The following is a 22,594-nucleotide window of genomic DNA, read 5'->3' as shown; positions in this document are numbered from 1 at the left end:
TCCACCCCCTTTCCCACATCCGCCCGGCGTGTACCGTGATTTCCACTTCGAACAGGTGTTTTAGAGTGCTGGACGTGCTCCTCCACACCGAGACGCTCCCCAGCCGCGCCGGAACGACGGTCCCGTGGCCCGACTGGGTGCCCGAGGACGTCCGGTCGGCCTTCGGCTTCGCCCCCTGGCGCCACCAGGCCGAGGCGGCCACCGCGGCCTGGGAGGGCACCCACACCGCGATCGCGACCGGCACCGGCTCGGGCAAGTCGCTGGCGTACCAGCTGCCGGCCCTCTCCCGCCTGCGCGCCGATCCAAGGGCCACTGTGCTCTACATCGCGCCGACCAAGGCTCTGGCCGCCGACCAGCTCCGCTCCCTCCACGAGCTCGGCCTGCCAAGCCTCTACCCGGCCACGTACGACGGCGACACCTCCCGGGAGGAGCGCGACTGGGTCCGCCAGCACGCGAGGGTGGTCCTGACCAACCCCGACATGCTCCACTTCGGCATCCTCCCCGGCCACGGCGCCTGGTCGAGGTTCCTGCGCGGCCTGTCCTACGTGGTCGTCGACGAGTCCCACGCGTACCGCGGCGTCTTCGGCTCCCACGTCGCCCACGTCCTGCGCCGCCTGCGCCGCGTAGCCGCCCGCTACCGCAGCACCCCCACCTTCGTCCTGGCCTCAGCCACCTCGGGCGACCCCGGCGGCTCGGCCCTGAAGCTGACCGGCCTGCCCTTCGAGGTGTTCGCCGAAAGTTTTTCGCCAAGCGGCGAGATCACCTTCAAACTGTGGGAGCCCCCGCTACTCACCGACGACGGCCCCCGCCGCTCCTCCCTGAGCGAGACGGCCACCCTCCTGGCCAACTCGGTGGCGCAGGGCGTGCCCACCTTGGCGTTCGTCCGCTCCCGCAAGGGCGCCGAGCTGGTCGCGACGATGGCCCGCCACAACCTGGACCTCGCGGTACCGGGCCTGGGCACCCGGGTGGCGGCCTACCGCGCCGGCTACCTGCGCGAGGACCGAAGGGCCCTGGAACGCGACCTCATGGACGGCCGCCTCCTGGGCCTGGCCTCGACCAACGCCCTGGAGCTGGGCGTCGACCTCACCGGCCTGGACGCGGTCCTCATGTGCGGCTACCCGGGCACGCTGGCCTCCCTGTGGCAGCAGGCGGGCCGCGCCGGAAGAGCAGGAAGAGCCGCCTCTTGTACGTTGATAGCCCGCGACGACCCGCTGGACACCTACCTGGTCCACCACCCGGAGGCGCTCTTCGGCCGCCCGGTGGAGGCGACGGTCTTCGATCCGGCAAACCCCCACGTCCTGGCCCCCCAACTCTGCTGCGCCGCGGCGGACCTCCCGCTCACTGAGGCGGACGTCGACCTCTTCGGCCCGACCACCCGGGACGTGCTGGACGCGTTGGTGGCGGCCGGAATGCTGCGAAAGCGCCCCGCAGGCTGGTACTGGACCGAACGCGACCGCCCCGACGTGGACCTCCGCGGCGCGGGCGGCGGCCCGATCGCCGTGGTCGAGTCGTCAACGGGCCGCTTGCTGGGCACGGTCGACACGGGCTCGGCCCACCAGCAGGTCCACGACGGCGCGGTGTACCTCCACCGCGGCGCCACGTACGTGGTCGACAAACTGGACCTGGCCGACAACTGCGCCCTGGTCCACGCCGAGGACCCGGACTGGAGCACCCACCCCCGCGACGTCACGTCCATGGTGATCCTCTCCACCCGCGAGTCCCGGGTCACGGGCCCCATCACGCTGTCCTTGGGCGAGGTGGAGGTCACGAACCAGGTGGTGAGCTACCAACGCCGCAAACTCATGTCAGGCGAGGTCATCGACACGGTGCCGCTGGACCTCCCGGAGCGCGTCCTGCGCACGGTGGCCGTGTGGTGGACCATCGATCCCGACGCATTGGACGACTTGGGCATTCCCGACCTGGAGTGGCCGGGCGCCCTGCACGCGGCGGAGCACGCGGCAATCGGCCTGCTGCCCCTGATGGCCACCTGCGACCGCTGGGACATCGGCGGCCTGTCGACGGCGGCGCACGCGGACACGGGCCTGCCCACCATCTTCGTGTACGACGGCCACCCCGGCGGCGCCGGCTTCGCAGAACGCGCCTTCCACACCGCGCCTCAATGGCTGACCGCAACCCGCGACGCGATTCGTTCCTGCCGCTGCGAACACGGCTGCCCGTCGTGCGTGCAGTCCCCGAAGTGCGGCAACGGCAACAACCCGCTGAACAAACCGGAAGCCGCCCGCCTCCTCACCTTGGTCCTGCGCCACATCACCTGACGCGATCGGGACCCGGCTCCTGGCCGTTGCACCGAGCCCCGTCTCGCGCCGCCGTCAACGTTTGCCCATCGCCCTCCTTGTTGCCCTCCTCATGGCCTTCGCTATGGCTTTCATTGCGGTTCCTCCCTCGCGCCGCCGGGCGCACTCCTGCGCGGCACGACCCACGGGTCCGCTCCCACCTCTGGCGCGACTCCCTCTCCCGTGCCGGCTGCTTCCTCCGGCCCGGCTTGGTTCTCGTCCTCTTTCGTGGGCCCGGCTGCTTTCTCGACCCTGGCTGCTTCCTCTTCCTCGGGCCCGCCGCGGACACTGTCCACAGGTCCCGCTCGGGCGCTGGCTCGGGCCTTGAGTCCGGACCGCGTCCACACCTCCACCGTCACCGTCACGATCGGCCCGCTCACCACGCAGGCCATGAGCCGCCCGTGGTTCTCCCCGGCCAGCCGCTCCGCCGCCGCACAGGCCACGGCCGATCCCCCCGACACGGTGAGGGCCCCGGCCAACGCACTGGCGTCCGCCGCATTCCGAGCCCGATGCGCCGCCACCACGACCCCGCCCCCGGTCGAAATCCCAACCGCGAGCGCCGCCAAGGCCAGCCCAACAGCAAGACAGATCAGCCCAGCCGACCCCCGCTCACGAGCCTCTCTGGATTCGCGCGGACGTGGTCGCATCAGGAAGCGCCTCATGGGTTCGCAAGCAACCGGTCCCCGAGGACGCCTCGTCGACTTCGGCGCTGGTCGCTGATGGCGCGCACCCCGGTTGACCGGCCCCCGGACCCGCGCACCCCGAATCACGGCCCGCCGGCAGCGGACGGCTCAGCCATGGCCACCGCCGTCTCCTCGACGTAGAACCCCTCGAAGATCGGCGTAGGCACCTGCCGCCGCACGGTCACGCGGACCAGATCCCCGTCGTGTTCGACGCCGATCAGCTCGGTACCTTCCCGCAGGTCCGGCACCGGCTCACCCCGCGCCACCGCCCTGACCGCGGCGCCGGCACTGTCGACGGCCGACATTTTGGCGGTCATCGCGGCCAGCATGGCAATCCCGGAGACCAGAAACAGCAGAATCACCGGCACCGCACACGCCACCTCCAGCGCCGCCGACCCCCGCTCCCCGGGCGCCCGAGGTCTCTCCCGACGGTGCTGTGCGCTTCTCCGATCAACGGGCACCGGCACCACGGCCCGCCCAATCGCGATGCCCATGCCATCCCCTGCATTTGCTGAACTCATGACGTCTCCTTCTCCTCGTGGTCGTCGTTCTCGCGGTGCTCACGCCACCTGTTGCATCAGCAGTCCGGCCAGGTAGTTCCGCATGCCCTCCGACCGGGCCAGCGCCAGCAGCACCCCGACGAACACAAGCCCGATCACGACCAGCGCCGCGTACTCGATCGACAACGCCCCCTTGTCCTGCCGCACCAACGCCAGGAACCACGCCCTCGTGTTGATCATGGATAGGTCTCCCCTTCGCAAAGTCGGTTCACAGTCGGCTCCTCACAGGACGGCGAACACGTCATGGACCACCGCGACCAGCACCGGCACTACCCCGGCCAGCACGAACGCGGGCAGAAAGCACACGGCGACCGGCACGATGGCCAGCACCCCGACCCGCCGTACCGCCGCCGCGGCTGCCGCCGCACGAGCCGCTCGAAGGTCGGACGCCTGCCGATCGAGCGTCCGGGTCAGGGCCAGCCCATGCTCGGCGCTGCGTGTGGCGGCCCGGGCAAACCGCGCCCCGCCCGGCAGGTCGCCCAGGTGCCCCCAAGCGATCTCGGGCGTCGCCCCCAGCCGCAGCGCCCGCCCGGCCCGCACCAGCCGCTCCCCGACCGGCCCGCCGAGCACCTCGCCGACGGCCAGCGCAGCCCGGTCGGGCGGCGCCCCAGCCCGAAGCGCAGCGGCAAGCAGATCCGCCGCGAACGGCAGGTCCGACCGCGCCGTAGCCCGCTCCCGCCGCACGTGGGCCGGCTCGAGGCGCCCGAACAGCACCACGCACCCGGCTGCCACGCCGAGCCCGATCAGGACGCCGGCGACACCTCCGACGGCGAGCGCAATCCCGACCCCGGCCAGCGACGCGGCCGCCCACCGGCGCCACCCCTTCACCGCCGCACCTCCGCCGTCGCCCCGCAGACCATCCGGCCCCGAACGATCAGCCCGACGGCCAGCCCGCCCGCCACCCCGGCCGGCGGCCGCCCAACCCAGCCACCAACCGAAAGCGCAAACCGCGACCCGATTGGCAGCTGCCAATAGACCCAGCCGCCCATCAGCACACCTCCGCCATCGCCATCTGCATCCGGGTCGCCCGAGGCACACCCGACGTCACCAGCCGCGCAGACCCAGCTCGCCATCAGCGCGCCTCGGCCGTTGCGGCGTGGACCATGCGGGACGTCCACAGCAGGCCCAGGCACTGCATCGCGACCGCCGTCAGTGCGCACGCCGCGCCCAACCGCGTGTGCAGCAGCAACGCGGCCGGATCGGTGCCCATCGCCGAGCCCACCCACAAGCCGAGCAGCGGGAGCGGGAGCAGCACCGCCGTCGACGTCTGCGCCCCCGCCAGCTGCGCCGCCATCTCCGCGCGCAAGGCCTGGCCCGCGCGCAGGTCGGCCTCCACCCGTTCGAGCAGGTCGACCAGCGGGACGCCGAGGTGCTCGCTCAGCCGGTACGCCGCCAGGAGACGCCCCCGCGCCACCTCCACCGCCGCGCCCGCCCAGCGTTCCCCAACCCCGCCGCCGTGGAGCGGGACCGTTGTGCCGTCCGGCAGAGCGCCCGCTCGCAGGCCCTCCGCCGTCGCGTCCACCGCGTCCAGCAGCCCCGCGACGAGCCGGTCGGCGTCGCGCCGGACCAGGTGGCGGCGCAACGAGAGGAGGGCCAGCAGGCCGTACACCGGAAGGACCACCGCCGCGACCGGCCCGAGGACCGGGAGCGCCCCGCCCGCCACCAAAGAGACCAACGCCGCGCACGCCAGAACCGGGCGCCGCAACAGCACGAGCTCCAACCGGCGACGGGCGGGCCGCGGTGCGTGCAACTCCCGCGCGACCCGGGCGAGCCGTGCCGATGGCCGGCGGGCGCGAAGCCAGTAAAAAAGCCAGCCAGCCACTAGCAGTACACCGGCGAGAAGAGCGAGATCCAGAGCACTCATCGCCAGCCCTCTTCCGGCGTGAACGTCCAGTTGCCGCCCACTTTCGGCGGGTCGACGCCGCGCGCGGCCAGCATCTCGGCGAGGTCGGTGAGGGCCGGGCCCGCGCCCGAGCCACGGCGCCAGGCGGTGAGCACCACTGCGGTCCGGCGGTCCACGTGGGGCGCCAGCACGCAGATCTCGGTCAGTTCGCGACACCCGCTGCCGGAGCGCTGCAGGTGGACGACGATGCGCAGGGCGGAGACGAGCATGGCGTGCAGGGCGGCCCGCGGTACGCCGCCGAGGAGCCCCAGCGCCTCCAGCCGGGCCGGCACGTCGGCGGGCGAGTTGGCGTGCAGGGTCGCCGCGCCGCCCTCGTGGCCGGTGTTCAGCGCGCCGAGGAGGTCGACGATCTCCGCGCCGCGGCACTCGCCGATGACGAGGCGGTCGGGGCGCATGCGCAGGGCCTGGCGCACCAGGTCGCGCAGGGTCACCTCGCCGGCGCCCTCGACGTTGGGGACGCGGGCCTGCAGGCCGACCACGTGCGGGTGGGCCGGGCGGAGCTCCGCGGCGTCCTCCACGATCACGACCCGCTCGGCGACCGGGACCGTGGACAGCAGCGCGGCGAGCACCGTCGTCTTGCCGCTGCCGGTACCCCCCGTCACCAGATACGGCAGCCGCGCCTCCACCACCGCGCGGAGCAGCTTCGCCGCGCCGGGATCGAAGGTGCCGCAGCGGACCAGCTGCTCGATGGTGAACGCGCGCCGCCGGAACGTGCGCAGCGACAGGTACGGCCCGCCCAGCGCGACCGGCGGCAGCACGGCATGCATGCGCGTCCCGTCGGGCAGGCGCACGTCCACGAACGGGCTCGCGTCGTCGAGGCGGCGGCCGGCGTTGGAGGCGAGTTGCTGGGCGAGCTTGCGCACGTACGCCTCGTCGCCGAGCCGGCCCGGGACCCGGCGCAGGCCGCCCTTCTCCCGTTCGACCCAGACCTCGCCGCCCCCGTTGACCAGCACGTCGGTGACGCTCGGGTCGGCCAGCAGGGTGGCCAGCGGGCCGGTGCCGTTCACCTCGCCGGAGAGACGGATCGCCATCTGGCGCAGCGCGAGGTCGTTGACCAGCACCCGGTCCGGCGAAGCGCCGACGCCGTTCGTGGCCAATCGGGCGCGTACGCGCTCCGTGAGTTCCATCATGCCGCCGCTCCGAGCCCGACGTCGCCGAGGATGCTGCGGCAGACCTGGACGAGCGAGCCGCGGCCCGTCGGCGGCGGCCCGTCGCCGCTCTCGACGCGGTGGGGCAGGGTGCGGTCGGAGTACAGGTCGCCGGCCACCGGCAGCCGCAGCACCTTGCCGATCTGCGCGGACGGGACCCGGCCGGGGTCTCGCACGACGAGCTTCACGGCGTCGGTGTGCGGGTGCAGCGTCGCCGCGACCCGGGTGGCCGCCATGCAGGCGCGCATCTCCGCCGGTACCACCAGCAGCACCAGATCCGCCGCCCGCAGCGCGAGCGTCGCGGCGTCGTCGAGCCGCCGGGGCAGGTCGGCCACCACCAGGTCGCGGGCGCGGGCGCCGGCTCCGAGGGCACCGGCCATCGCGGCGGGCGACAGGCCGTCGACCGCGTCCGGGTCGCGCCCGCACGAGAGCAGGGCGACGCCGTCGCGGCTGGGCAGGGCGTCGAACAGCGCCCCGGCGTCCAGGTCGGGATCGGCGACCGCGAGCGCGGGCCAGCGCAGGCCCTTGAGCTTCTCCCAGCCGAGGGCGAGGTCGGCCCCTCCCCCGAGCGGGTCGGCGTCGACGAGCAGCGCGCTCAGCCCCGCGCGCCCGGCCGTGCGCGCGAGTCCCGCGGCCAGGACCGTGGCACCGGCGCCGCCCCGGCCGCCGATGCAGGCGAGGATGCGGCCGCGCACGTCGGTGGCGACCACGGTGCGGGTGCTGACGCGGCGGAGTTCGTGCACGAGGTACTCCACGCCGGCCGGCAACTGCACGATCCGCTCGGCCCCCACCTCCTCGGCGAGGCCGGTGAGCCGATCCATCCCATGACCGCGGCTCAGCAGCATCACCCCGGACCGCTCGGGCAGCCCGGCCCGGATCCACGCCGGCACGGCCCCGTCGCCGATGAGCACGAGCGGCGCGGAGGGATATCGGCGGCGGGCGTCGTCGGGGCCGGGCGCCACGTCGAGCTCGAGTGCGTGCCGGGCGGCGAGGTCGACGACGTGATCGGTCAGCGCGGGATCGTCGGAGACAAGCAATGGTCGGTGCACGGAGGGCTCCACGGTCGTGAGCGGTTCGACTGACTGCGCTCACCCTGGCCCCATCGGGCCGTCGCCCGCTCGCGACCGGTCCATGATCTGTGGATAACCGGCCGCTTGTGGACAACTCCCACGGCCCAAGTGGATCTGCTATGTAAACCCCGACAAAACGGGCCAGGACGGGCGTAGGCTCGTTGCCGTACCGAATAAAAAGTCGAAACCGTGAACGCTCAACAAAGCACTCGGCGTCAATGCTGGCTAACCACCGCGCATAGCGACGAAAGTCCGCAGCCACCATCCAAAAGGCCATGTGGCTGAAATCCGGCAACCTGCTCGGATGCGACTGCGCGCGAATGAGCCGGGAAGGGGACGACCCCCGCCGGGGGGTGACGGGGGTCGCCGGGGGTTCGGCTCCGGGGGGGTCGAGCCGAACCCACTCAGCGGTTACGGGGGGTGCAACCGCCGAGGGTCAATAACGGGTCTCCGCCATGTCGACGTGAAACCTCGTCGCAAACATAAGCATGCCTGAGTCGACCCACATACGTCGAGTAGGACGTGCCCGCAACACGCCCAGGACGCCAATCAATATTTCACTCTGGGGTAACTCAGACGTGATCACCTAAGAGCCGAGCGTGATCCAGTCGGGCTTTGGACTGGCTTTGGTCAAGTCCGGGCGCCATGGACCGCCCCGCAACGCTACACTTGCCCGCCGTGGGGCGTAGCGCCGCGTTTTTCGATCTGGACAAAACGGTGATCGCCAAGTCGAGTGCCTTGGCCTTCGGTCGACCGTTCTATCGCGATGGGCTGATCAGCCGCCGCGATGTCATCAAAGGCGCCTACGCACAACTGATTTTCCGCGTCGGCGGCGGCTCGGACGAGCAGACCATGGCCCGCACCAGGGACTATCTGGCCGCCCTGGTGAAAGGCTGGCGCGCCGAGCAGGTTCGCCAGATCGTGCGGGAAACGCTCGACGAGCTGATCAACCCGTATATCTACGCCGAGGCCGCGCTGCTGATCGAGGAACATCGCGCGGCCGGCCGCGATGTCGTGCTCGTGTCGACCTCCGGCGACGAGATGGTCCGACCTATCGGCGAGCAGCTCGGCATCACCGACATCATCGCCACGCGCATGAACGTCGGCGACGACGGCTGCTACACCGGCGAGATCGACTTCTACGCGGCCGGGCCGAACAAGGTCGTCGCGGTCAAGGAGCTCGCCGCCGAGCGGGACTACGACCTGGCCAACTGCTACGCGTACTCCGACTCGGTGACCGACGCCGGGCTGCTGAGCCTGGTCGGGCACCCAACGGCGGTCAACCCGGACCGCGGGCTGCGCCGGGTCGCCGTCGAGCGCGGCTGGCCGATGCTGGAGTTCCGCCACCCGATCCCGCTGAGCAAGCGCCTGCGCGACCGCCCGGCCGTCCCGGTGGCCGCGGCCGCGCTGGGACTGGGCGCCGTGGTGGCGATCGGAATCGCCCTCTACAGCAAACACCGCAAGGCCCGCCGCGCCCAACTGGCGGCCGCAACCGCCACCTGAACCACACCAGTCACATCTTCGGGACGGGGGGTTCCGATCGTGGTGAGGGCGGCGTAGAAAGAAAGAGCGAGGTCAGACAGGCTACGGCCGGCTCGACCCCGTGCACGGCCGCCGGGCACCCACGAGCGATCAGCCGCGGTAGGCGCGTTACAGCGGATCCGCGAGGACCGCTGCCAACGGACTTGAGGTGCACGCCTGGTAACCCGGTCGGACGTGTGTGACGGCGCCTCCCTCATCGAGGCGCCGTCCACTGTTTCCGGGGGGCCACCCTCGTCGCTCACCGTTATAACGGGGCAGACGGATTTGGTGCTGCGCTCTACGCTGTCGCAGCCATACCCCCATTTCCATCCCCCGGAGGCAACACCCAATGAACGCTGCCCTTGGTGAGATCAGCGCGGGCCAGGAGCTGGCCTACATCGGTCTGCTCTGCGTCAGTGGCCTGATCGCCATCGCGATCGGCGCCGTCGGCTTCGGTCTCAAGTCGACCGGCCAGCGCGTGCTGAACGTCGTGATCGGCGTGGCCTTCATCGCGTACGGTCTGTACCTGCTCATCGGCCAGCCGGAGACGGTCTACGTGATCTGGTACGTGTTCATCGTGCCGATCATCCTGATCATCAACGTGGTCAAGGCCGCCCGCGCGCGCAAGGCCTGATTCGGGACGGCCGCGGAGACCCCCTACTCCGCGGCCTTCTCGCAGACCTCGACCAGCTCCTCCGCGGCGCGCTCGGTCGCCGTGGCGAAGTGCCGAAGCCAAGAGCGAAGGCCGTCTTGTGTACCGGTGGCAAACGCGTTCGAGGACCCGACGTACTCGGGCTCGCGGCTGCGGTGCCCGACGTCCATCGCCAGCAGTCCGCGCGGGTCCAGCCCGCCCGCGATCAGGGTCAACCGCGCCGCGGCCCGGGCCACGACCCCGTTCGGTCCGGCAAAGGCCTTCAGCGCCAGCAATTCCCCGTGTACCACGGCCGCCTGCAACAGCACCGGAGCGCTCGTCCCGCCGGCGAGGAGCGCGGACAGGGCATCCAGCCGCGGTACCACGGAAGGATCCACGGGACGGCCCAGCTCCTCGGCGGGCACGACGTCGCGCGCCGCGAGCGTGTGCAGCTTGGCCAGCACCTGCCGGGGCGCCTTGGCCCACGTGCCCGTCAGCCCGTCCAGCGCCGCCGTGACACGCAGGGCCCCTTGTACGACGGGATCGGTGACCACTCCCGCCCGAACGCCCTCCAGGTCGAAGCCGTGCGTGTCGAGCGCGGCGCTGGCGACCGAGGTGCGCAGGGCGATCTCGGCCGCGACCGGACCGCCGGAGCGGCGCAGGGTCCGGTGGCGCATGGCGGCGTCGACCGCCGCGCGGGCCCCGTCCAGCGCGGGGCGGACGTCGGCAAGATCCAGCAGCGGCGCGAGCGGGTCCGTTGGCACCCGTTGACGGTATCGTGCCGCTACTGTGAACAAAGTTTAGAGAACGGGCGCCTGTTTTCTGTCACACCCCCCAACTAGCCTCAGACCGAGAGCTGGACCACATCGAGGAGCCATCACCGATGAGCGAGACCTTGGAAAACCTTCTCAACGAGACACGGCAGTTCCCGCCCCCTGCCGAGTTCGCCGCCGCCGCCAACCTCACCGAAGGCGCCTATGCCGAGGCCCGGGCGGACCGCCTCGCGTTCTGGGAGCAGCAGGCGCACCGGCTGAGCTGGGCCAAGGAGTGGGACCAGGTGCTTGACTGGTCCAACCCGCCGTTCGCGAAATGGTTCATCGGCGGGCAGCTCAACGTGGCCTACAACTGCCTCGACCGGCACATCGAGGCCGGCCGCGGGGACAAGGTCGCCATCCACTTCGAGGGTGAGCCGGGCGACACCCGCACCATCACGTACGCCGACCTGCACCGCTCGGTCTGCCAGGCCGCCAACGCGCTCACCGACCTGGGCGTCGTCGCCGGCGACCGGGTCGCGATCTACCTGCCCATGATCCCCGAGGCCGCGGTCGCGATGCTCGCCTGCGCCCGCATCGGCGCCGCGCACTCGGTCGTCTTCGGCGGCTTCTCGGCCGACTCGCTGAGCGGCCGGATCGACGACGCCAGCGCGAAGATCGTCATCACCGCCGACGGCGGCTTCCGCCGCGGCAAGCCCAGCGGCCTCAAGAGCATCGTCGACGAGGCGGTCGTCCGCACGCCCAGCATCGAGAAGGTGCTCGTGGTGCGCCGCACCGGGCAGGACGTCGACTGGAACGACGAGCGCGACCTGTGGTGGCACGAGACGGTGGAGACCGCCTCGGCCGAGCACGCTCCGCAGGCCTTCGACGCCGAGCACCCGCTGTTCATCCTCTACACCTCGGGGACGACGGCCAAGCCGAAGGGCATCCTGCACACCAGCGGCGGATACCTGACCCAGGCCAGCTTCACCCACCACGCCGTGTTCGACCTCAAGCCGGACAGCGACGTCTACTGGTGCACGGCCGACATCGGCTGGGTGACCGGGCACAGCTACATCGTGTACGGACCGCTGTCCAACGGCGCCACGCAGGTCATGTACGAGGGGACCCCCGACACCCCGCACCGCGGGCGGTTCTGGGAGATCGTCCAGAAGTACAAGGTGACGCTGCTCTACACCGCGCCCACCGCGATCCGCACGTTCATGAAGTGGGGCGACGACATCCCCAAGCAGTTCGACCTGTCGTCGCTGCGCCTGCTGGGCTCGGTCGGTGAGCCGATCAACCCCGAGGCCTGGATGTGGTACCGCGAGAACATCGGCGGCGGCACCACGCCCGTCGTGGACACGTGGTGGCAGACCGAGACCGGCGCCATCATGATCTCCCCGCTGCCCGGCGTCACGGCGGCCAAGCCCGGCTCGGCGATGCGCCCGCTGCCCGGCATCACCGCCGACGTGGTCGACGACCAGGGCAAGTCGGTCCCCAACGGCGGTGGCGGCTACCTCGTCCTGCGCGAGCCGTGGCCGTCGATGCTCCGCACGATCTGGGGCGACGACAACCGCTTCAAGGAGACCTACTGGTCCCGCTTCGAGGGCATGTACTTCGCCGGCGACGGCGCCAAGAAGGACGCCGACGGCGACCTGTGGCTGCTGGGCCGCGTCGACGACGTCATGCTCGTCTCGGGCCACAACATCTCCACCACCGAGGTCGAGTCGGCCCTGGTCAGCCACCCCAAGGTCGCCGAGGCCGCGGTCGTCGGCGCCACCGACCCGACCACCGGCCAGGCGATCGTCGCATTCACCATCCCGCGCGGCGGCGTCGAGACCGAGGGCGAGGCCGGCGAGGCCCTGATCCAGGAGCTGCGCAACCACGTGGCCAAGACCCTCGGCCCGATCGCCAAGCCCCGCCAGATCATGCTCGTCCCGGAGCTCCCGAAGACCCGCTCCGGCAAAATCATGCGCCGCCTCCTGCGCGACGTGGCCGAGAACCGCAGCCTCGGCGACGTCACCACCCTCCAGGACTCGACCGTGATGGACCTGATCTCGTCCGGCATGCAGTCGAGCAAGTCCGAGGACTGACGACACCACCGCCCTGCTGGGCGCCCACGCTTGCCCCGGGCGCCCAGCAACGGGCCGATCGGCCCGCCATTGACCCCCAACGCGGGACACAGAGCACCGCTACGCACCACGCAAAGACGCGGGCAGCACCGCCACGCGAGGTCGCGCGGCCCGAGCCGCTTTGATCTGCCCCGCGAGCGGGGCCCTGCATGGGCGGGCCGGGTTGCGGTGCGACGCGGCCGGTGCGACGCGGCTCAGGCCCGCGTCGGTCGGCCCGCCCTGAGCCACGGAATGTCCGCCGCCGTGCCGACGTCTCGGTGCCGGGGCACGGCATCGGCGCCGCTAGGGTGGCGGCGTGGCCCGCAGACACAGCGACCGCCGGCAACTCCGTCCCGGCGACGGCGACTTCCTGCCGCAGGACAGCGTCGAGCGGCGCGCGCACGCCGACGCGCTCACGCTCGTCCATGCCCGGGCACCAGTGCGCGCAACGGGCCGAGAACCTGTGCGAGGCCGGCGAGTACTACGCCATGGTCGGCGAGTACGAACTGGCCGAGCGCGCATTCCGGGAAGCGCTGGATATCGACGAGGCCGAACCAGGCCGCCCCCAGGCCGGCTACGCCGCGTTCCTGTTCGACCGGGGGCGCGCCGACGAGGCGTTCGCGCAGATCACCGCCGCCCGGCGCCTGCGCCCGGAGGACCTCGACGTGTTCAACGCCATCGGCGAGGCCCTGGAGGCGCACGGCCACCTCCAGCAGGCCGCCCGCTGGTTCGTCGCCGGCCTCGCCCAAGGCCTCGAGCAGCTCGCCGACCTGAGCCTCGACGACCTGCGCACCGACCCGGAGCTCGGCATGCTCGCCAACGGTCGCTTCCGCGTCCGCCAGGCGCTGGACCTGCCGCTCGACCACATCGACGAGCTGGTCCTGGCGTACCGGCGATGAAAAATGGGGCGGCCCCCGGGCCGGGGCCGCCCCTTATGACGCGTAGGTGGAGCTACGCGTAGATCTTCACTGGAGTGTAGGTCTGGCGCGGGAAGATCTGCCCGACCTCGGCGTCCGTCAGCCCGAAGCGCCCCTGCGCCACCGAGCCGAAGACCGAGAACATGTTGTTGAACTCGGGCACGTCGCCATTGGTCAGGGTGTCGAGGCCGTTCCAGGTGCCGAGCAGCTTGCCCGCCACCTTCTTGCCGGACAGCACGATGACGCCGCCGCCCTTGCCGTGGTCGGTGCCGCCGCCGTTCTCGGCGACGCGGCGGCCGAACTCGCTCGAGACCATGACGGTCACGTTGGAGGACAGGTCCGGGCCGAGGTCGTCGAAGAAGGCGGCCATGCCGGTGGCCAGCTCGCCGAAGTGCTGGGCGAGGTAGCCGCCGCGGGTGCCCTGGTTCTCGTGGGTGTCCCAGCCGCCCATGCCGATCGTGGCGATGCGGACGTTGGCGCCGCCCTTGATGAGCTGGGCGAGCTCCTTGAACGCGTTGCCGACGCCGGTGTACTTCACGTCGTTGGCCGGCGTGTAGCCCTCCTGCGCGAGCTTGCTGGCCAGCGTCAGGGCGTCGATGCCGGCGCGGACCGGGGTCGCGATCGGGTGGTCGATGCCGGTGAAGAGGGTCTTGATGGCGTCGACGGTCGGCTGCTTGAACTTGCCGTCGCCGTTGACGTTCAGCGACGCCACGCTGTTGAGGGCCAGGGCGCCGCCGCCGCCGACGAGCGAGCGGGGCAGGGTCGAGCCGATGCCGACGGCGCGGAAGGCGGTACCGGGGCCGAGTTTGTCAGCCAGGTTCGTCAGCCAGCCCATGCCGCCCGTCTCGGCCGGGAGGCCGCCGAGCTGGCAGGTGTCCTGGGCGGCGAAGTGGCTGCGGTCGAGCCGGCGGTCGCTGACGGCCGGGATGAACGCGAGCTGGCCGGCGTCCAGGTACTTCTTCAGCGGCGCGAAGGACTCGTTGAGCCCGAACCCGCGGTCGAGGGCGATCGAGGTGTTCGGCAGCGTGAAGCTCGGCCGGACCCGGTTCAGGGTGGCGTCGTTCATCGGCGCGAACAGGCTCAGCGCGTCGGCCCCGCCGTAGAGGAACACGTGGATGAGCGTGCCCGTCGGGGTGGCCGCGAAGGAGGCCTGGGTGGTGATGAATTGGCTGGTCGCCAGGGCCGTGGTGGTGGCCGCGGCGCCGACCACGAACCGGCGGCGGGTCACACCCCGGCCGTCCTCCTGCTGGTCCTCCTGGCGGGCCAGCTCGAGGTACCGATGACGGACGCTCTTCTGCTCTTCCTTGACCACCTCGGCCTCGGCCCGAAGCGCGGACTCGAAGCGGTTGGGGCCGAGCCGCAGCAGGTCCGGGACCTCCGGGTGGAGCGAGTTGTTCCGCACTGGCTTCTCCATGGTGTGCCGCCTACCGGAGGTGGTGGTGGGGAGTGGCGAAGATCGCGCGCACGACCGCCGCGATGCCGCCGTTGAAGGTGGCGTCAACGGGGGTCGATGCGGTCATCGTCGGATTGACGATGTGCAGGATCGCGGTCTTGCGGTCGTTGTCGAGCGTGACGTTGATCAGCTTCTTGGTGAGCGCGTCGAGGTAGGCCCCCGCGGTGGCCGGAGGGTTCGCGATGATCGCCTCGGGCTTGGTCCACGTGAACTGGCGACGGCCGCCGGTGATCGCGGTGTACGCGTCGTTCCACTGGTTGACCATGGTGCCGGCCGAGGTCCAGGCGACGTAGACGTCGGCGTACCCGTTCGGCGTCGGCAGCTCCATCGGCGCGTGGCCGAACTCCTCGAGCTTGCGCATGATGTCCCCGAGGCCCTGGACCATCGGGCTCATGTTGGTGTTGCTCGACGTGAACGTGGCCGGGGCGTCGGCGCCGATGTCCAGCGCGCGGTAGGTCGCGGCCAGGTACTCGCCCGGCCGGCGCACCTTCTGCCCGACGGACTCCCAGAACTCGGTGCGGGAGAGCATCGTCATCAGTACCGCCGGGATGTTGCTCTTCTTGTCGACGTAGGTCTTGGCCATGGCGTCGACGAGCGTCTTCGGCGGGGTGTCGGACACGAACCGCGTGGCGAGGTTCTGCGCCATGTAGCGGGCGGTGTTCGGGTGCAGCGCGATGTACCGGAAGTAGGCCTCCTGCACCGCCTCGCCCCCGGCCGCGTCGCCGTTCGGGTGCGAGAAGCCCATGATCTTCACGGGCCCGACGTAGTGCTGCTCCGGCCGGTACACGTACTGGTTGTCCCGCACGCTCCGCCCGGTCTGCAGCATGGCGGCCTGACGCACGTCGGTCTCGGTGTACCCGTTGAAGGCTCCTACGGTGTACAGCTCGAGGTTCTCGCGGGCCAGGTTCTCGTTGATCTGGTCCTTGGTCGACTGCTGCTGGTCGAGGTAGATCAGCAGCGACGGGTGCTTGTTCGCCGCGACGAACATGTCGACGTAGTTGCCCAGCGCGTACTTGCGGATCACGTCGCGGTCGAACGAGGCGCGGGTCAGCTCGTTGTTGTCGTGGAACGCGGCGACGTGCAGGTAGTCGTTGAAGAAGTCGACCATCATCTCGAAGAGCTGGCGGTCGGAGAAGATCTGCTTGGCGATCGTGTACCGGACGTTCTGGTCATCCGCGTGGATGCCCTTCTTGTCCAGGTCGTCGCGCTGGGCCTTGAGCTGGTCGTACGACATCCCGTAGGTGACGAGCTCGGCGTCGGCCTTCTGCTCGCCGCGCGTGAGCGGGATCGTCTCCGGCTTCATCTGCTTGTCGATCCAGCCGTTGATCCCCTGCTTGTTGATGTCGCTGATGACCTTGGCGTTGGGGCCGAACGTGAGCCGGCTGGCCAGGTGCCGCACCGGGTCCTTCTTCGGCAGCACCGTGTTGGCCTTGACCTGCGCGTTCTTGGCGGCGTCGGCCGGGGTGCCGAACGACGAGCCGGTGGTCGGCGTGTTCTTGCGGACGCCCAGGCCGGCCTCGCCGTTCATGAGGCTCTGGTTCTGGTCCACGTACGCCGGGACGGTGTTGTCGATCGGCGGCTCGGCCGCGACCGGGTCGGCACCGTGGCCGCCGCCCTTGCCGAAGAACTGGGTCACCGCGTAGGCGCCGCCGCCGATCAGCGCGGCCGCGCCACCGCCGATCGCGACCATGGCGGTACGGCGGCGCCACTTCGAGGGCTCGTCGTCGTACTCGTCGTCATCGTCGATGTCCGGCAGCACGTCACGGCCACCGCCGCGCGCGTTCGGGTCGTAGAAGTGCGGACCGGAGCCACCGCGGTCAGCAGGCACGCGGGGATCACGGTAGCCGCGGCGGTCCTGGCGGCCGGTCTGGTCCTCGTACCCGGACTCGTAGTACGAGTCGGAATACGGGTCGTAACGCTCGTTCATCTACCGGTCCCGATCAGACGAATGGGGCGCGCTTATTTGTCGATCGGAAGGTAGTTGCTGCTCAGAAGCCGTACAACCGACGCTTGAAGCGCGCTGACCAGGACTTAAGACAATCTCCGTGACCCAAGGTCACCGGCGTAGTGACAACGCCGTCACAAAGGCCGCTGAGCTGCTGAAACACATGAAACAACGGCCCACTTAAGGAACGGTTTACACAGGTACATTTAAGGTCCCGTTGTAAATGCCAAGGCTGTCCGATTCAGGCCGATTCGCCCAGACGAATGTGGTGGTACTCCACCCCGCGGCACGCCGGACCGTGGGCGATCGACATACGCCGCTCGTCGAGGTCGAGCACCAGCGAGAACAGCGTCTCGGTGCGGTCCGCGTCGGCCCCGCCGGGCTCGTCGTGGCGGCAGATCGCCTGCGGAAACCCGCCGTGATCGCGCAACACCGCGCGGATCCCCTCCTCCTCGACCGGCCCGGTGCCGAGCAGCCGGCGCGCGCGGGAAGAGCGGAAGAACGAGGAGCTTCCGATGTACTTCAAGGTGTCGTGCCGGGCCAGCGCGGTCTCGAAGTGATTGGCGTGCGTAATCACCCCGTCGACCGGATGCAGGAACCCGACGTCGTCCGGGGCCAGCTCGACGTCGATCGCCTCGCCGGGCGTACCGGCGGGATAGGCCTGGCCCATGAGCAGGTTGATGCTCGCCCCGCGCGGCACCGAGCACACGGCCGCGAGCGCCTCGCCGAGGTGCGCGGACTCGAGCGCGGAGCGCAGCAGCACGTGGTACGGCACGCCGCCGTCGCGCCGGTCCTTGGTGCTGCCGAGCATGTTCACGCACACGCCGAGTCCCGCGTCGTTGAGCCCGGCCTTGGCGAGCATGCCGGCCTCGGTGAGGGCCACGACCCGGCGGCCGCGCTCGTCGGTGGTGTCGAGCAGCAGCGCGTACGGCCGCTGGTCCGGATGCCAGTCCCAGTTCTGCGCGAGCAGGGTGTGGCCGCCCGCACTGCGCTCGCCCAGCACGGCGATCGCGGTGCACTCGCCGGCCGCGCTGTAGATCAGCTCGGTGCGGCCGTTGAGGGCGTAGATCTCGTCGACGTTCGCGCGGGCGCCCTCGGCGACCCCGTCCAGCATTTCCGCCACCCGCGGGGCGTGCTGATGGGAGGCGGCGCGGAACAACGCTCCGTAACCGTGGACCTGCTGGGCGTCAATACCGGCGGCAGCGAACCGGGTCATGTAGTTCGCGACGTTTGCCGCAATTGCCGAGGCCGCTACGGAACCGTACGTAGTGCCGCACTTACGCGGAGTTCCTTTGGCGGTGATCAATGGCAGCGGAGGCGGCATGTGAAGAACGCTAGCCGGTCGCCTTACGTGATTTCGACCGAGAAGGTCCTACGCTGAGCGACATGAACCCCGCGGTAGACGACACGTGCGTCATGATGGACGGACCGTGGTCGCACCGATTCGTCAGCGCCAACGGCAACCGATTCCACGTGGTGGAGGCCGGCACCGGCCCGCTGGTGCTGTTCCTGCACGGGTTCCCCGAGTTCTGGTACGCCTGGCACAACCAGCTCCCCGCGCTCGCCGACGCGGGCTTCCGGGCCGTCGCCGTGGACCTGCGCGGGTACGGCGCCTCCGACAAGCCGCCCCGCGGGTACGACGGCTACACGATGGCCGGCGACGTGGCCGGGCTCATCCGCGCCCTCGGCGAGCGCAGCGCGATCCTGGTCGGCGCGGGGTACGGCGGCATGATCGGCTGGGCCACCGCCGCCTTCCACCCCAAGATGGTCCGCCGCCTGGTCGTCCTCAGCGCCGCCCACCCGCTGCGGCTGCGCGCCGGGCTCGCCACCGACCCGCGGGGCCAGCTGGCCGCGGCCAAGCCCGTGCTGCGCTTCCAGGTGCCGCGCTTCGAGCACATCCTGACCCGCCACGACGCCGCCCTGGTCGGCGACTACCTGCGCCGCTGGGGTTCGCCCGAATGGACGTCCCGGGAGTCGTACCGCGAGTACGAGGCCTGCCTGCGCGCCGCGATGCAGATCCCGCAGGCGGCGTTCTGCGCGCTGGAGACGTACCGCTGGGCCGTGCGGTCGGCGTTGCGGCTGCAGGGGTACCGATTCGTCAAGCTTCTGCAGCAGCCGATCACCGCACCCACGCTGCAGCTGCACGGCGCGCTCGACCCGGCCGTCCTGCCCCGCACCGCCCAGGGCTCCGGGCGCTACGTGCTCGCCGAGTACGAGTGGCGGCTCCTGCCCAACGCCGCCCACTTCCCGCACGTCGAGCAGCCCGAGCTCGTCACCGGCGAGATCATCCGCTGGGCCAAGGCCGGCTGAGCTAGACGCGGTACTCGCGCAGCTCGCTGACCTCGGCGCGCGGCGCCCAGCCCTGGTACACGCCGTAGTCGAACTCCTCGAGCCCGAGCTCGGCGGCGGCCGGGGCGCGGCCGCCGGTGTACTCCACGCGCATCCAGCCCTCGTGCTCGCCCAGCACGATGAACGGCTGGTCGCGCCAGAAGCACGTGGTCCGCACATAGACCAGATCATCGATCTCGTTGCGGGGCACGATTCGCCGGTACCGTCCGGGACGCACCTCCTCGAAGCCCTCGCTCGCGTCCGGCCGGTAGAGGCGCACGTCGTCGCCGTCGGGGCTCGCCTCGTACTCGGCGCCGAGCCAGCGGGCCGCATAGCCGTCGCGGATCACGAGCCGGCCTTTCGCCAGGCCGGGCCGTCGGCGTCCAGGCGCGCGATGAGCTCCTGGCGGCCGTCGCGGCGCAGGCGCCACAGCTCGGCGTTGTGCGGCAGGCGCGCGCTGTCCACCTTGAACTCGGCGATCACGTCGCTCGTCTCGCTCGGCGCGAAGCCGTTGCCGCGGAACGGCGGGCGCTCGATGACCCAGCCCTCCATCGCGCGCATGGCCTCGGGCGAGCCGCCGCCGTACGGGATGCGGTACAGGTCGCCGCGGTACGCGATCCAGCGCAGCACGTACGCCTCGTCGGCGTCCGGCTTGAACGAGGAACCGGCGTATCCGAGGCCGAGCGCGTTGTACAGCTGCTCGGGCGTTTCGAGATGCGCGACCTCGCCGGCGCGATGCACGAAGCCGGAGACGCGGTCGTAGTTGCGCTCCAGGTAGTACGAGAGCTGCTCTGGTGAAATCGGCTTCTGCATGACCTGCTCGAGGCCCGATCCGGGCGGCTCGTAGGCCGGGCGCGGGGCGGCCTGCGGGGCCGGCTCGGGCGTCACGGCGGCCGGCTGCTCGTCGGGGTCGTCGACGCCGAGGCCCATCTCGGTGGCCCAGCTCGCGAGCTGGATCACCTCGGTGCCGGGCAGCACCGCGCCGGACGGGGACTCCGGGTTGATCGCGAACGCCAGCTGGTCGCCGGGCGGCCACTGCCGGATCAGGCGGGTGAACTTGATGAAGTTGCCGCGCGCGTCCTCGCCGAGCCGCTCCGCCATCCGCTCCTGCGACGTGAACACGACGAGGTGCGGCAGGCCGTTCATGTGCTCGGTGCGCATGTTCATCGGCTCGACCGGCCCGCCGTCCGTCCAGAACGGGATCAGGACCTTGGCCAGCAGCAGCGTCGAGAGGAACCGGTCGGTGCTGTTGGCCGTGACCGCCTCGAAGAGATCGCGCTCGACCTGGTTGGCCGGGTGGAACTCGGGCTGGTCCTCCTTGACCACCGTTTTGGTCACCGGCTCCGGTGCGGGCGCGGGCGGCGGCGGCACGACCTCGGCGTCGACGATTTCGTCATGCAGCCGTACCGGTACGTCGTCGACGATCTCCGGCTCGTACACGGGCTCGGGCGTGGCGCCGCTGGTCTGGTACCCCTGCCCGGTGCTGGGGAGGGCGTCCTCCATCGAGGGGCGGAAGCCTTGCGTGGTGCTGCTGCTCGGCTCCTCGTCCTCGATCGGCAGGTTCAGCTCCTGGCTGAAGTCCGGCCGGGCGTCGTCCTCGAAGAAGGAGCGCAGCTCGGGCGAGGGCTCGGCGCGATCCTCGTTGACGCTGGCCGGCGGGTGCTCGGCCAGCGCGGCGACGCCGTCCTCGAACGAGACCTGTTCTGGTTCCTTCTCGGGCTCGCTTCGCAGATCGGCCAGCGCCGCGTACGGGTCGCGGACCGGCGCGTCGTCGGCGCGCTGGGTGCCGAAGGCGCTGAAGGGCTGCTGCTCGGGCTCGTCGTCGAAGAAGGGGCGCTGCTCTTCCTCGCGCGGGGCGGGCTGCTCGCCGAAGAAGGAGCGCTGCGGTTCGGGTGCGGGCGCCTGGAAGTACGGCGACTGTTGTACTTCGGCACGCCCGCTGAAGAACCCGCCGGTCTCTTCGGTGGCGGGCTTTTCCTCACGCTCCTGCCACGACGGCGCGGAGCTCTCTTCCCACGGGGCCGGCTCGGAGCGCTCTTCGTTCCTTGCGGGCGACTCGGGGCGTTCGTCGGGGCGCTCTTCCTGCCGCTCCTCTTGCCACGAAGGGGCTGCCGACTCGGGCTGCGGCTCTTGCCGCTCCCCTTGCCGCTCCCCTTGCCGCTCCTCTTGCCACGACGGCGCGGCGGATTCCGGGCGCGACTCTTGCCATGACCCGGCCGATTCTGGACGCGACTCCTGCCGTTCCACCTGCCACGAGGGCGCGGCCGACTCCGGGTGGACCTCCTGCCACGAGGGCGCGGCCGACTCCGGGCGCGGCGCGTCCCATGCCTCTGGGGCGGGTGACGTCGGCTGCGCAACCGGCGGCTCAGCCACTGGCTGCTGACTCGACCAGGCCGACGGCTCCTGCGGCTCGAACAGCCCACGCGCAGGCGCCGGCCCCTCGTCCGCGAAGAACGGATGCTCGTCGAGATCGGCCCGCCCGAACCCAGCACTGCGCGCCCCGGCCGAGACATCACCAAACGGCTTGCTGGCGGGCGGCTCGTCGGCCTCCGGGCTCTCAATCTCCGTACGGCTGAACCCCGGCCGATCAAACACCGGCCGATCAAACGGCAACGAAGGCGGCTCAGGCGCGGCGGCAGGCACCGACGCCGGCGCGGACTGCGACCAGGCTTGGGTTCCGTTCTCACCACTGCGGGCGGCCAACCCGGGCCGCCCCGGACGCACATCGGCCGCCCCGGTCCACCCGGACCGAATCGGCTGGGTGTCCTCGCTAGGCGGCGGCACCTCTCCCACCCGATAGGCGGCGGGCTCCCCCGACACCGGCCGCTCGTCCCCGGACCGATACCCAGCGGCGTCCCCGGCGGACGCCCGATACGCGGCGGGCTCCTCCGAACCGGACCGATACGCAGCAGCGTCATCCGCCGCCGCCCGATACGCGGCGGGCTCTTCCGAACCGGACCGATAGGCAGCAGCGTCATCCGCCGCCGCCCGATACGCGGCGGGCTCTTCCGAACCGGAACGATAGGCGGCAGGTTCCTCGGAGCCGGCGCGATACGCGGCAGGCTGATCTGCGGCGGGCCGATAAGGAGCGGCTTCCTCCGAACCGGGCCGATACGCAGCGGGATCGCTCGAACCCGACCGGTACGGCGCAGCCTCGCCAGAAACCGGCCGCGACGGCAACGGCCCCCCGGACCGATAGGCCTGCGGCTCACCAGCACTGGAGCCCGAACCGAACACAGACCCCGACCCGGAAACCGGCGCGGATCCGGAATTCG

The 22,594-nt window shown here is 71.1% G+C and carries 19 protein-coding genes; 6 read left to right on the top strand and 13 right to left on the bottom strand.

The features are described 5' to 3' along the window. Positions 1-17 precede the first annotated feature (17 nt). Positions 18-2,276: a DEAD/DEAH box helicase gene (locus ACQPZ4_RS01255; RefSeq protein ID WP_433066134.1), complete on the top strand. Its 2,259-nt coding sequence runs from the start codon at positions 18-20 to the stop codon at positions 2,274-2,276. A 110-nt stretch (positions 2,277-2,386) separates the two neighbouring features. Here ACQPZ4_RS01255 and ACQPZ4_RS01250 read toward each other — a convergent pair whose 3' ends face one another. From ACQPZ4_RS01250 to ssd, 7 genes are all read right to left on the bottom strand, one after another. Beyond that, on the bottom strand, positions 2,387-2,941 hold the full coding sequence (locus ACQPZ4_RS01250; protein ID WP_433066131.1) for an Rv3654c family TadE-like protein: 555 nt from the start codon (positions 2,939-2,941) through the stop codon (positions 2,387-2,389). A gap of 119 nt (positions 2,942-3,060) precedes the next feature. Then, a complete protein-coding gene (locus ACQPZ4_RS01245; protein WP_433054818.1) occupies positions 3,061-3,345 on the bottom strand; it encodes a TadE family type IV pilus minor pilin in 285 nt (94 codons plus the stop codon). Positions 3,346-3,537: 192 nt separating this feature from the next. Next, entirely contained in the window at positions 3,538-3,717 is a 180-nt protein-coding gene (locus tag ACQPZ4_RS01240; protein WP_433054815.1) for a hypothetical protein, read from the bottom strand. A gap of 42 nt (positions 3,718-3,759) precedes the next feature. Then, positions 3,760-4,365, bottom strand: a complete 606-nt coding sequence (locus ACQPZ4_RS01235) for a type II secretion system F family protein (protein WP_433054812.1) — start codon at positions 4,363-4,365, stop codon at positions 3,760-3,762. A 244-nt stretch (positions 4,366-4,609) separates the two neighbouring features. Next, positions 4,610-5,212, bottom strand: a complete 603-nt coding sequence (locus tag ACQPZ4_RS01230) for a type II secretion system F family protein (RefSeq protein WP_433054808.1) — start codon at positions 5,210-5,212, stop codon at positions 4,610-4,612. Between the two features lie 185 nt (positions 5,213-5,397). Then, entirely contained in the window at positions 5,398-6,570 is a 1,173-nt protein-coding gene (locus tag ACQPZ4_RS01225) for a TadA family conjugal transfer-associated ATPase (protein WP_433054805.1), read from the bottom strand. Next, complete coding sequence (gene ssd, locus ACQPZ4_RS01220; protein WP_433054802.1) at positions 6,567-7,637, bottom strand: septum site-determining protein Ssd; 1,071 nt, start codon at positions 7,635-7,637, stop codon at positions 6,567-6,569. Before ssd ends, ACQPZ4_RS01225 begins: the two co-directional genes overlap by 4 nt. A gap of 666 nt (positions 7,638-8,303) precedes the next feature. Here ssd and ACQPZ4_RS01215 point away from each other — a divergent pair. Further along, positions 8,304-9,161, top strand: a complete 858-nt coding sequence (locus tag ACQPZ4_RS01215; RefSeq protein ID WP_433054799.1) for an HAD family hydrolase — start codon at positions 8,304-8,306, stop codon at positions 9,159-9,161. 367 nt (positions 9,162-9,528) lie between these two features. After that, positions 9,529-9,813 carry a hypothetical protein gene (locus ACQPZ4_RS01210; protein ID WP_433054796.1) on the top strand — a complete coding sequence of 95 codons (285 nt, stop codon included), beginning with the start codon at positions 9,529-9,531 and terminating at the stop codon, positions 9,811-9,813. Between the two features lie 23 nt (positions 9,814-9,836). Here the strand turns inward: ACQPZ4_RS01210 and ACQPZ4_RS01205 are convergent, their stop codons facing one another. Next, complete coding sequence (locus tag ACQPZ4_RS01205; protein ID WP_433054793.1) at positions 9,837-10,574, bottom strand: oxidoreductase; 738 nt, start codon at positions 10,572-10,574, stop codon at positions 9,837-9,839. Positions 10,575-10,693: 119 nt separating this feature from the next. Here ACQPZ4_RS01205 and acs point away from each other — a divergent pair, with 119 nt between their 5' ends. Continuing rightward, a complete protein-coding gene (gene acs, locus ACQPZ4_RS01200) occupies positions 10,694-12,658 on the top strand; it encodes an acetate--CoA ligase (RefSeq protein WP_433054790.1) in 1,965 nt (654 codons plus the stop codon). 443 nt (positions 12,659-13,101) lie between these two features. After that, positions 13,102-13,575: a hypothetical protein gene (locus ACQPZ4_RS01195; protein ID WP_433054787.1), complete on the top strand. Its 474-nt coding sequence runs from the start codon at positions 13,102-13,104 to the stop codon at positions 13,573-13,575. Between the two features lie 52 nt (positions 13,576-13,627). Here the strand turns inward: ACQPZ4_RS01195 and ACQPZ4_RS01190 are convergent, their stop codons facing one another. The 3 genes from ACQPZ4_RS01190 to ACQPZ4_RS01180 form a co-directional block, all read right to left on the bottom strand. After that, positions 13,628-15,007, bottom strand: a complete 1,380-nt coding sequence (locus ACQPZ4_RS01190) for a DUF1501 domain-containing protein (protein ID WP_433054784.1) — start codon at positions 15,005-15,007, stop codon at positions 13,628-13,630. Between the two features lie 10 nt (positions 15,008-15,017). Beyond that, the gene (locus tag ACQPZ4_RS01185) at positions 15,018-16,973 is read right to left on the bottom strand and encodes a DUF1800 domain-containing protein (protein WP_433054781.1); all 1,956 of its coding nucleotides are present in this window, start codon (positions 16,971-16,973) and stop codon (positions 15,018-15,020) included. 259 nt (positions 16,974-17,232) lie between these two features. Further along, entirely contained in the window at positions 17,233-18,315 is a 1,083-nt protein-coding gene (locus tag ACQPZ4_RS01180; RefSeq protein ID WP_433054778.1) for a C45 family autoproteolytic acyltransferase/hydolase, read from the bottom strand. Between the two features lie 62 nt (positions 18,316-18,377). On the opposite strand from ACQPZ4_RS01180, the gene ACQPZ4_RS01175 reads away from it, so the two are divergent. Next, a complete protein-coding gene (locus ACQPZ4_RS01175; RefSeq protein ID WP_433054775.1) occupies positions 18,378-19,301 on the top strand; it encodes an alpha/beta fold hydrolase in 924 nt (307 codons plus the stop codon). A 1-nt stretch (position 19,302) separates the two neighbouring features. Here ACQPZ4_RS01175 and ACQPZ4_RS01170 read toward each other — a convergent pair whose 3' ends face one another. Continuing rightward, entirely contained in the window at positions 19,303-19,668 is a 366-nt protein-coding gene (locus ACQPZ4_RS01170) for a hypothetical protein (RefSeq protein ID WP_433054772.1), read from the bottom strand. Beyond that, positions 19,665-21,914: an SseB family protein gene (locus tag ACQPZ4_RS01165; protein WP_433066128.1), complete on the bottom strand. Its 2,250-nt coding sequence runs from the start codon at positions 21,912-21,914 to the stop codon at positions 19,665-19,667. The genes ACQPZ4_RS01170 and ACQPZ4_RS01165 overlap by 4 nt, the downstream gene beginning before the upstream one ends. Between the last annotated feature and the right edge of the window lie 680 nt (positions 21,915-22,594).

The organism is Dactylosporangium sp. CS-033363, from assembly GCF_050942475.1.
Taxonomy (GTDB): Bacteria; Actinomycetota; Actinomycetes; order Mycobacteriales; family Micromonosporaceae; genus Dactylosporangium.
The sequence above is the reverse complement of the archived record's forward strand: the minus strand, read 5'-3'. Positions and strand labels throughout refer to the sequence as shown.

What these genes read in the sequence shown, in the direction of transcription:
- ACQPZ4_RS01250 (WP_433066131.1), bottom strand. Translation starts at nt 2,941, where the DNA reads ATGCGACCACGTCCGCGCGAATCCAGAGAGGCTCGTGAGCGGGGGTCG.
- ACQPZ4_RS01240 (WP_433054815.1), bottom strand. Translation starts at nt 3,717, where the DNA reads ATGATCAACACGAGGGCGTGGTTCCTGGCGTTGGTGCGGCAGGACAAG.
- ACQPZ4_RS01225 (WP_433054805.1), bottom strand. Translation starts at nt 6,570, where the DNA reads ATGATGGAACTCACGGAGCGCGTACGCGCCCGATTGGCCACGAACGGC.
- ACQPZ4_RS01215 (WP_433054799.1), top strand. Translation starts at nt 8,304, where the DNA reads ATGGACCGCCCCGCAACGCTACACTTGCCCGCCGTGGGGCGTAGCGCC.
- ACQPZ4_RS01210 (WP_433054796.1), top strand. Translation starts at nt 9,529, where the DNA reads ATGAACGCTGCCCTTGGTGAGATCAGCGCGGGCCAGGAGCTGGCCTAC.
- acs (WP_433054790.1), top strand. Translation starts at nt 10,694, where the DNA reads ATGAGCGAGACCTTGGAAAACCTTCTCAACGAGACACGGCAGTTCCCG.
- ACQPZ4_RS01195 (WP_433054787.1), top strand. Translation starts at nt 13,102, where the DNA reads ATGCCCGGGCACCAGTGCGCGCAACGGGCCGAGAACCTGTGCGAGGCC.
- ACQPZ4_RS01190 (WP_433054784.1), bottom strand. Translation starts at nt 15,007, where the DNA reads ATGGAGAAGCCAGTGCGGAACAACTCGCTCCACCCGGAGGTCCCGGAC.
- ACQPZ4_RS01185 (WP_433054781.1), bottom strand. Translation starts at nt 16,973, where the DNA reads ATGAACGAGCGTTACGACCCGTATTCCGACTCGTACTACGAGTCCGGG.
- ACQPZ4_RS01180 (WP_433054778.1), bottom strand. Translation starts at nt 18,315, where the DNA reads ATGCCGCCTCCGCTGCCATTGATCACCGCCAAAGGAACTCCGCGTAAG.
- ACQPZ4_RS01175 (WP_433054775.1), top strand. Translation starts at nt 18,378, where the DNA reads ATGAACCCCGCGGTAGACGACACGTGCGTCATGATGGACGGACCGTGG.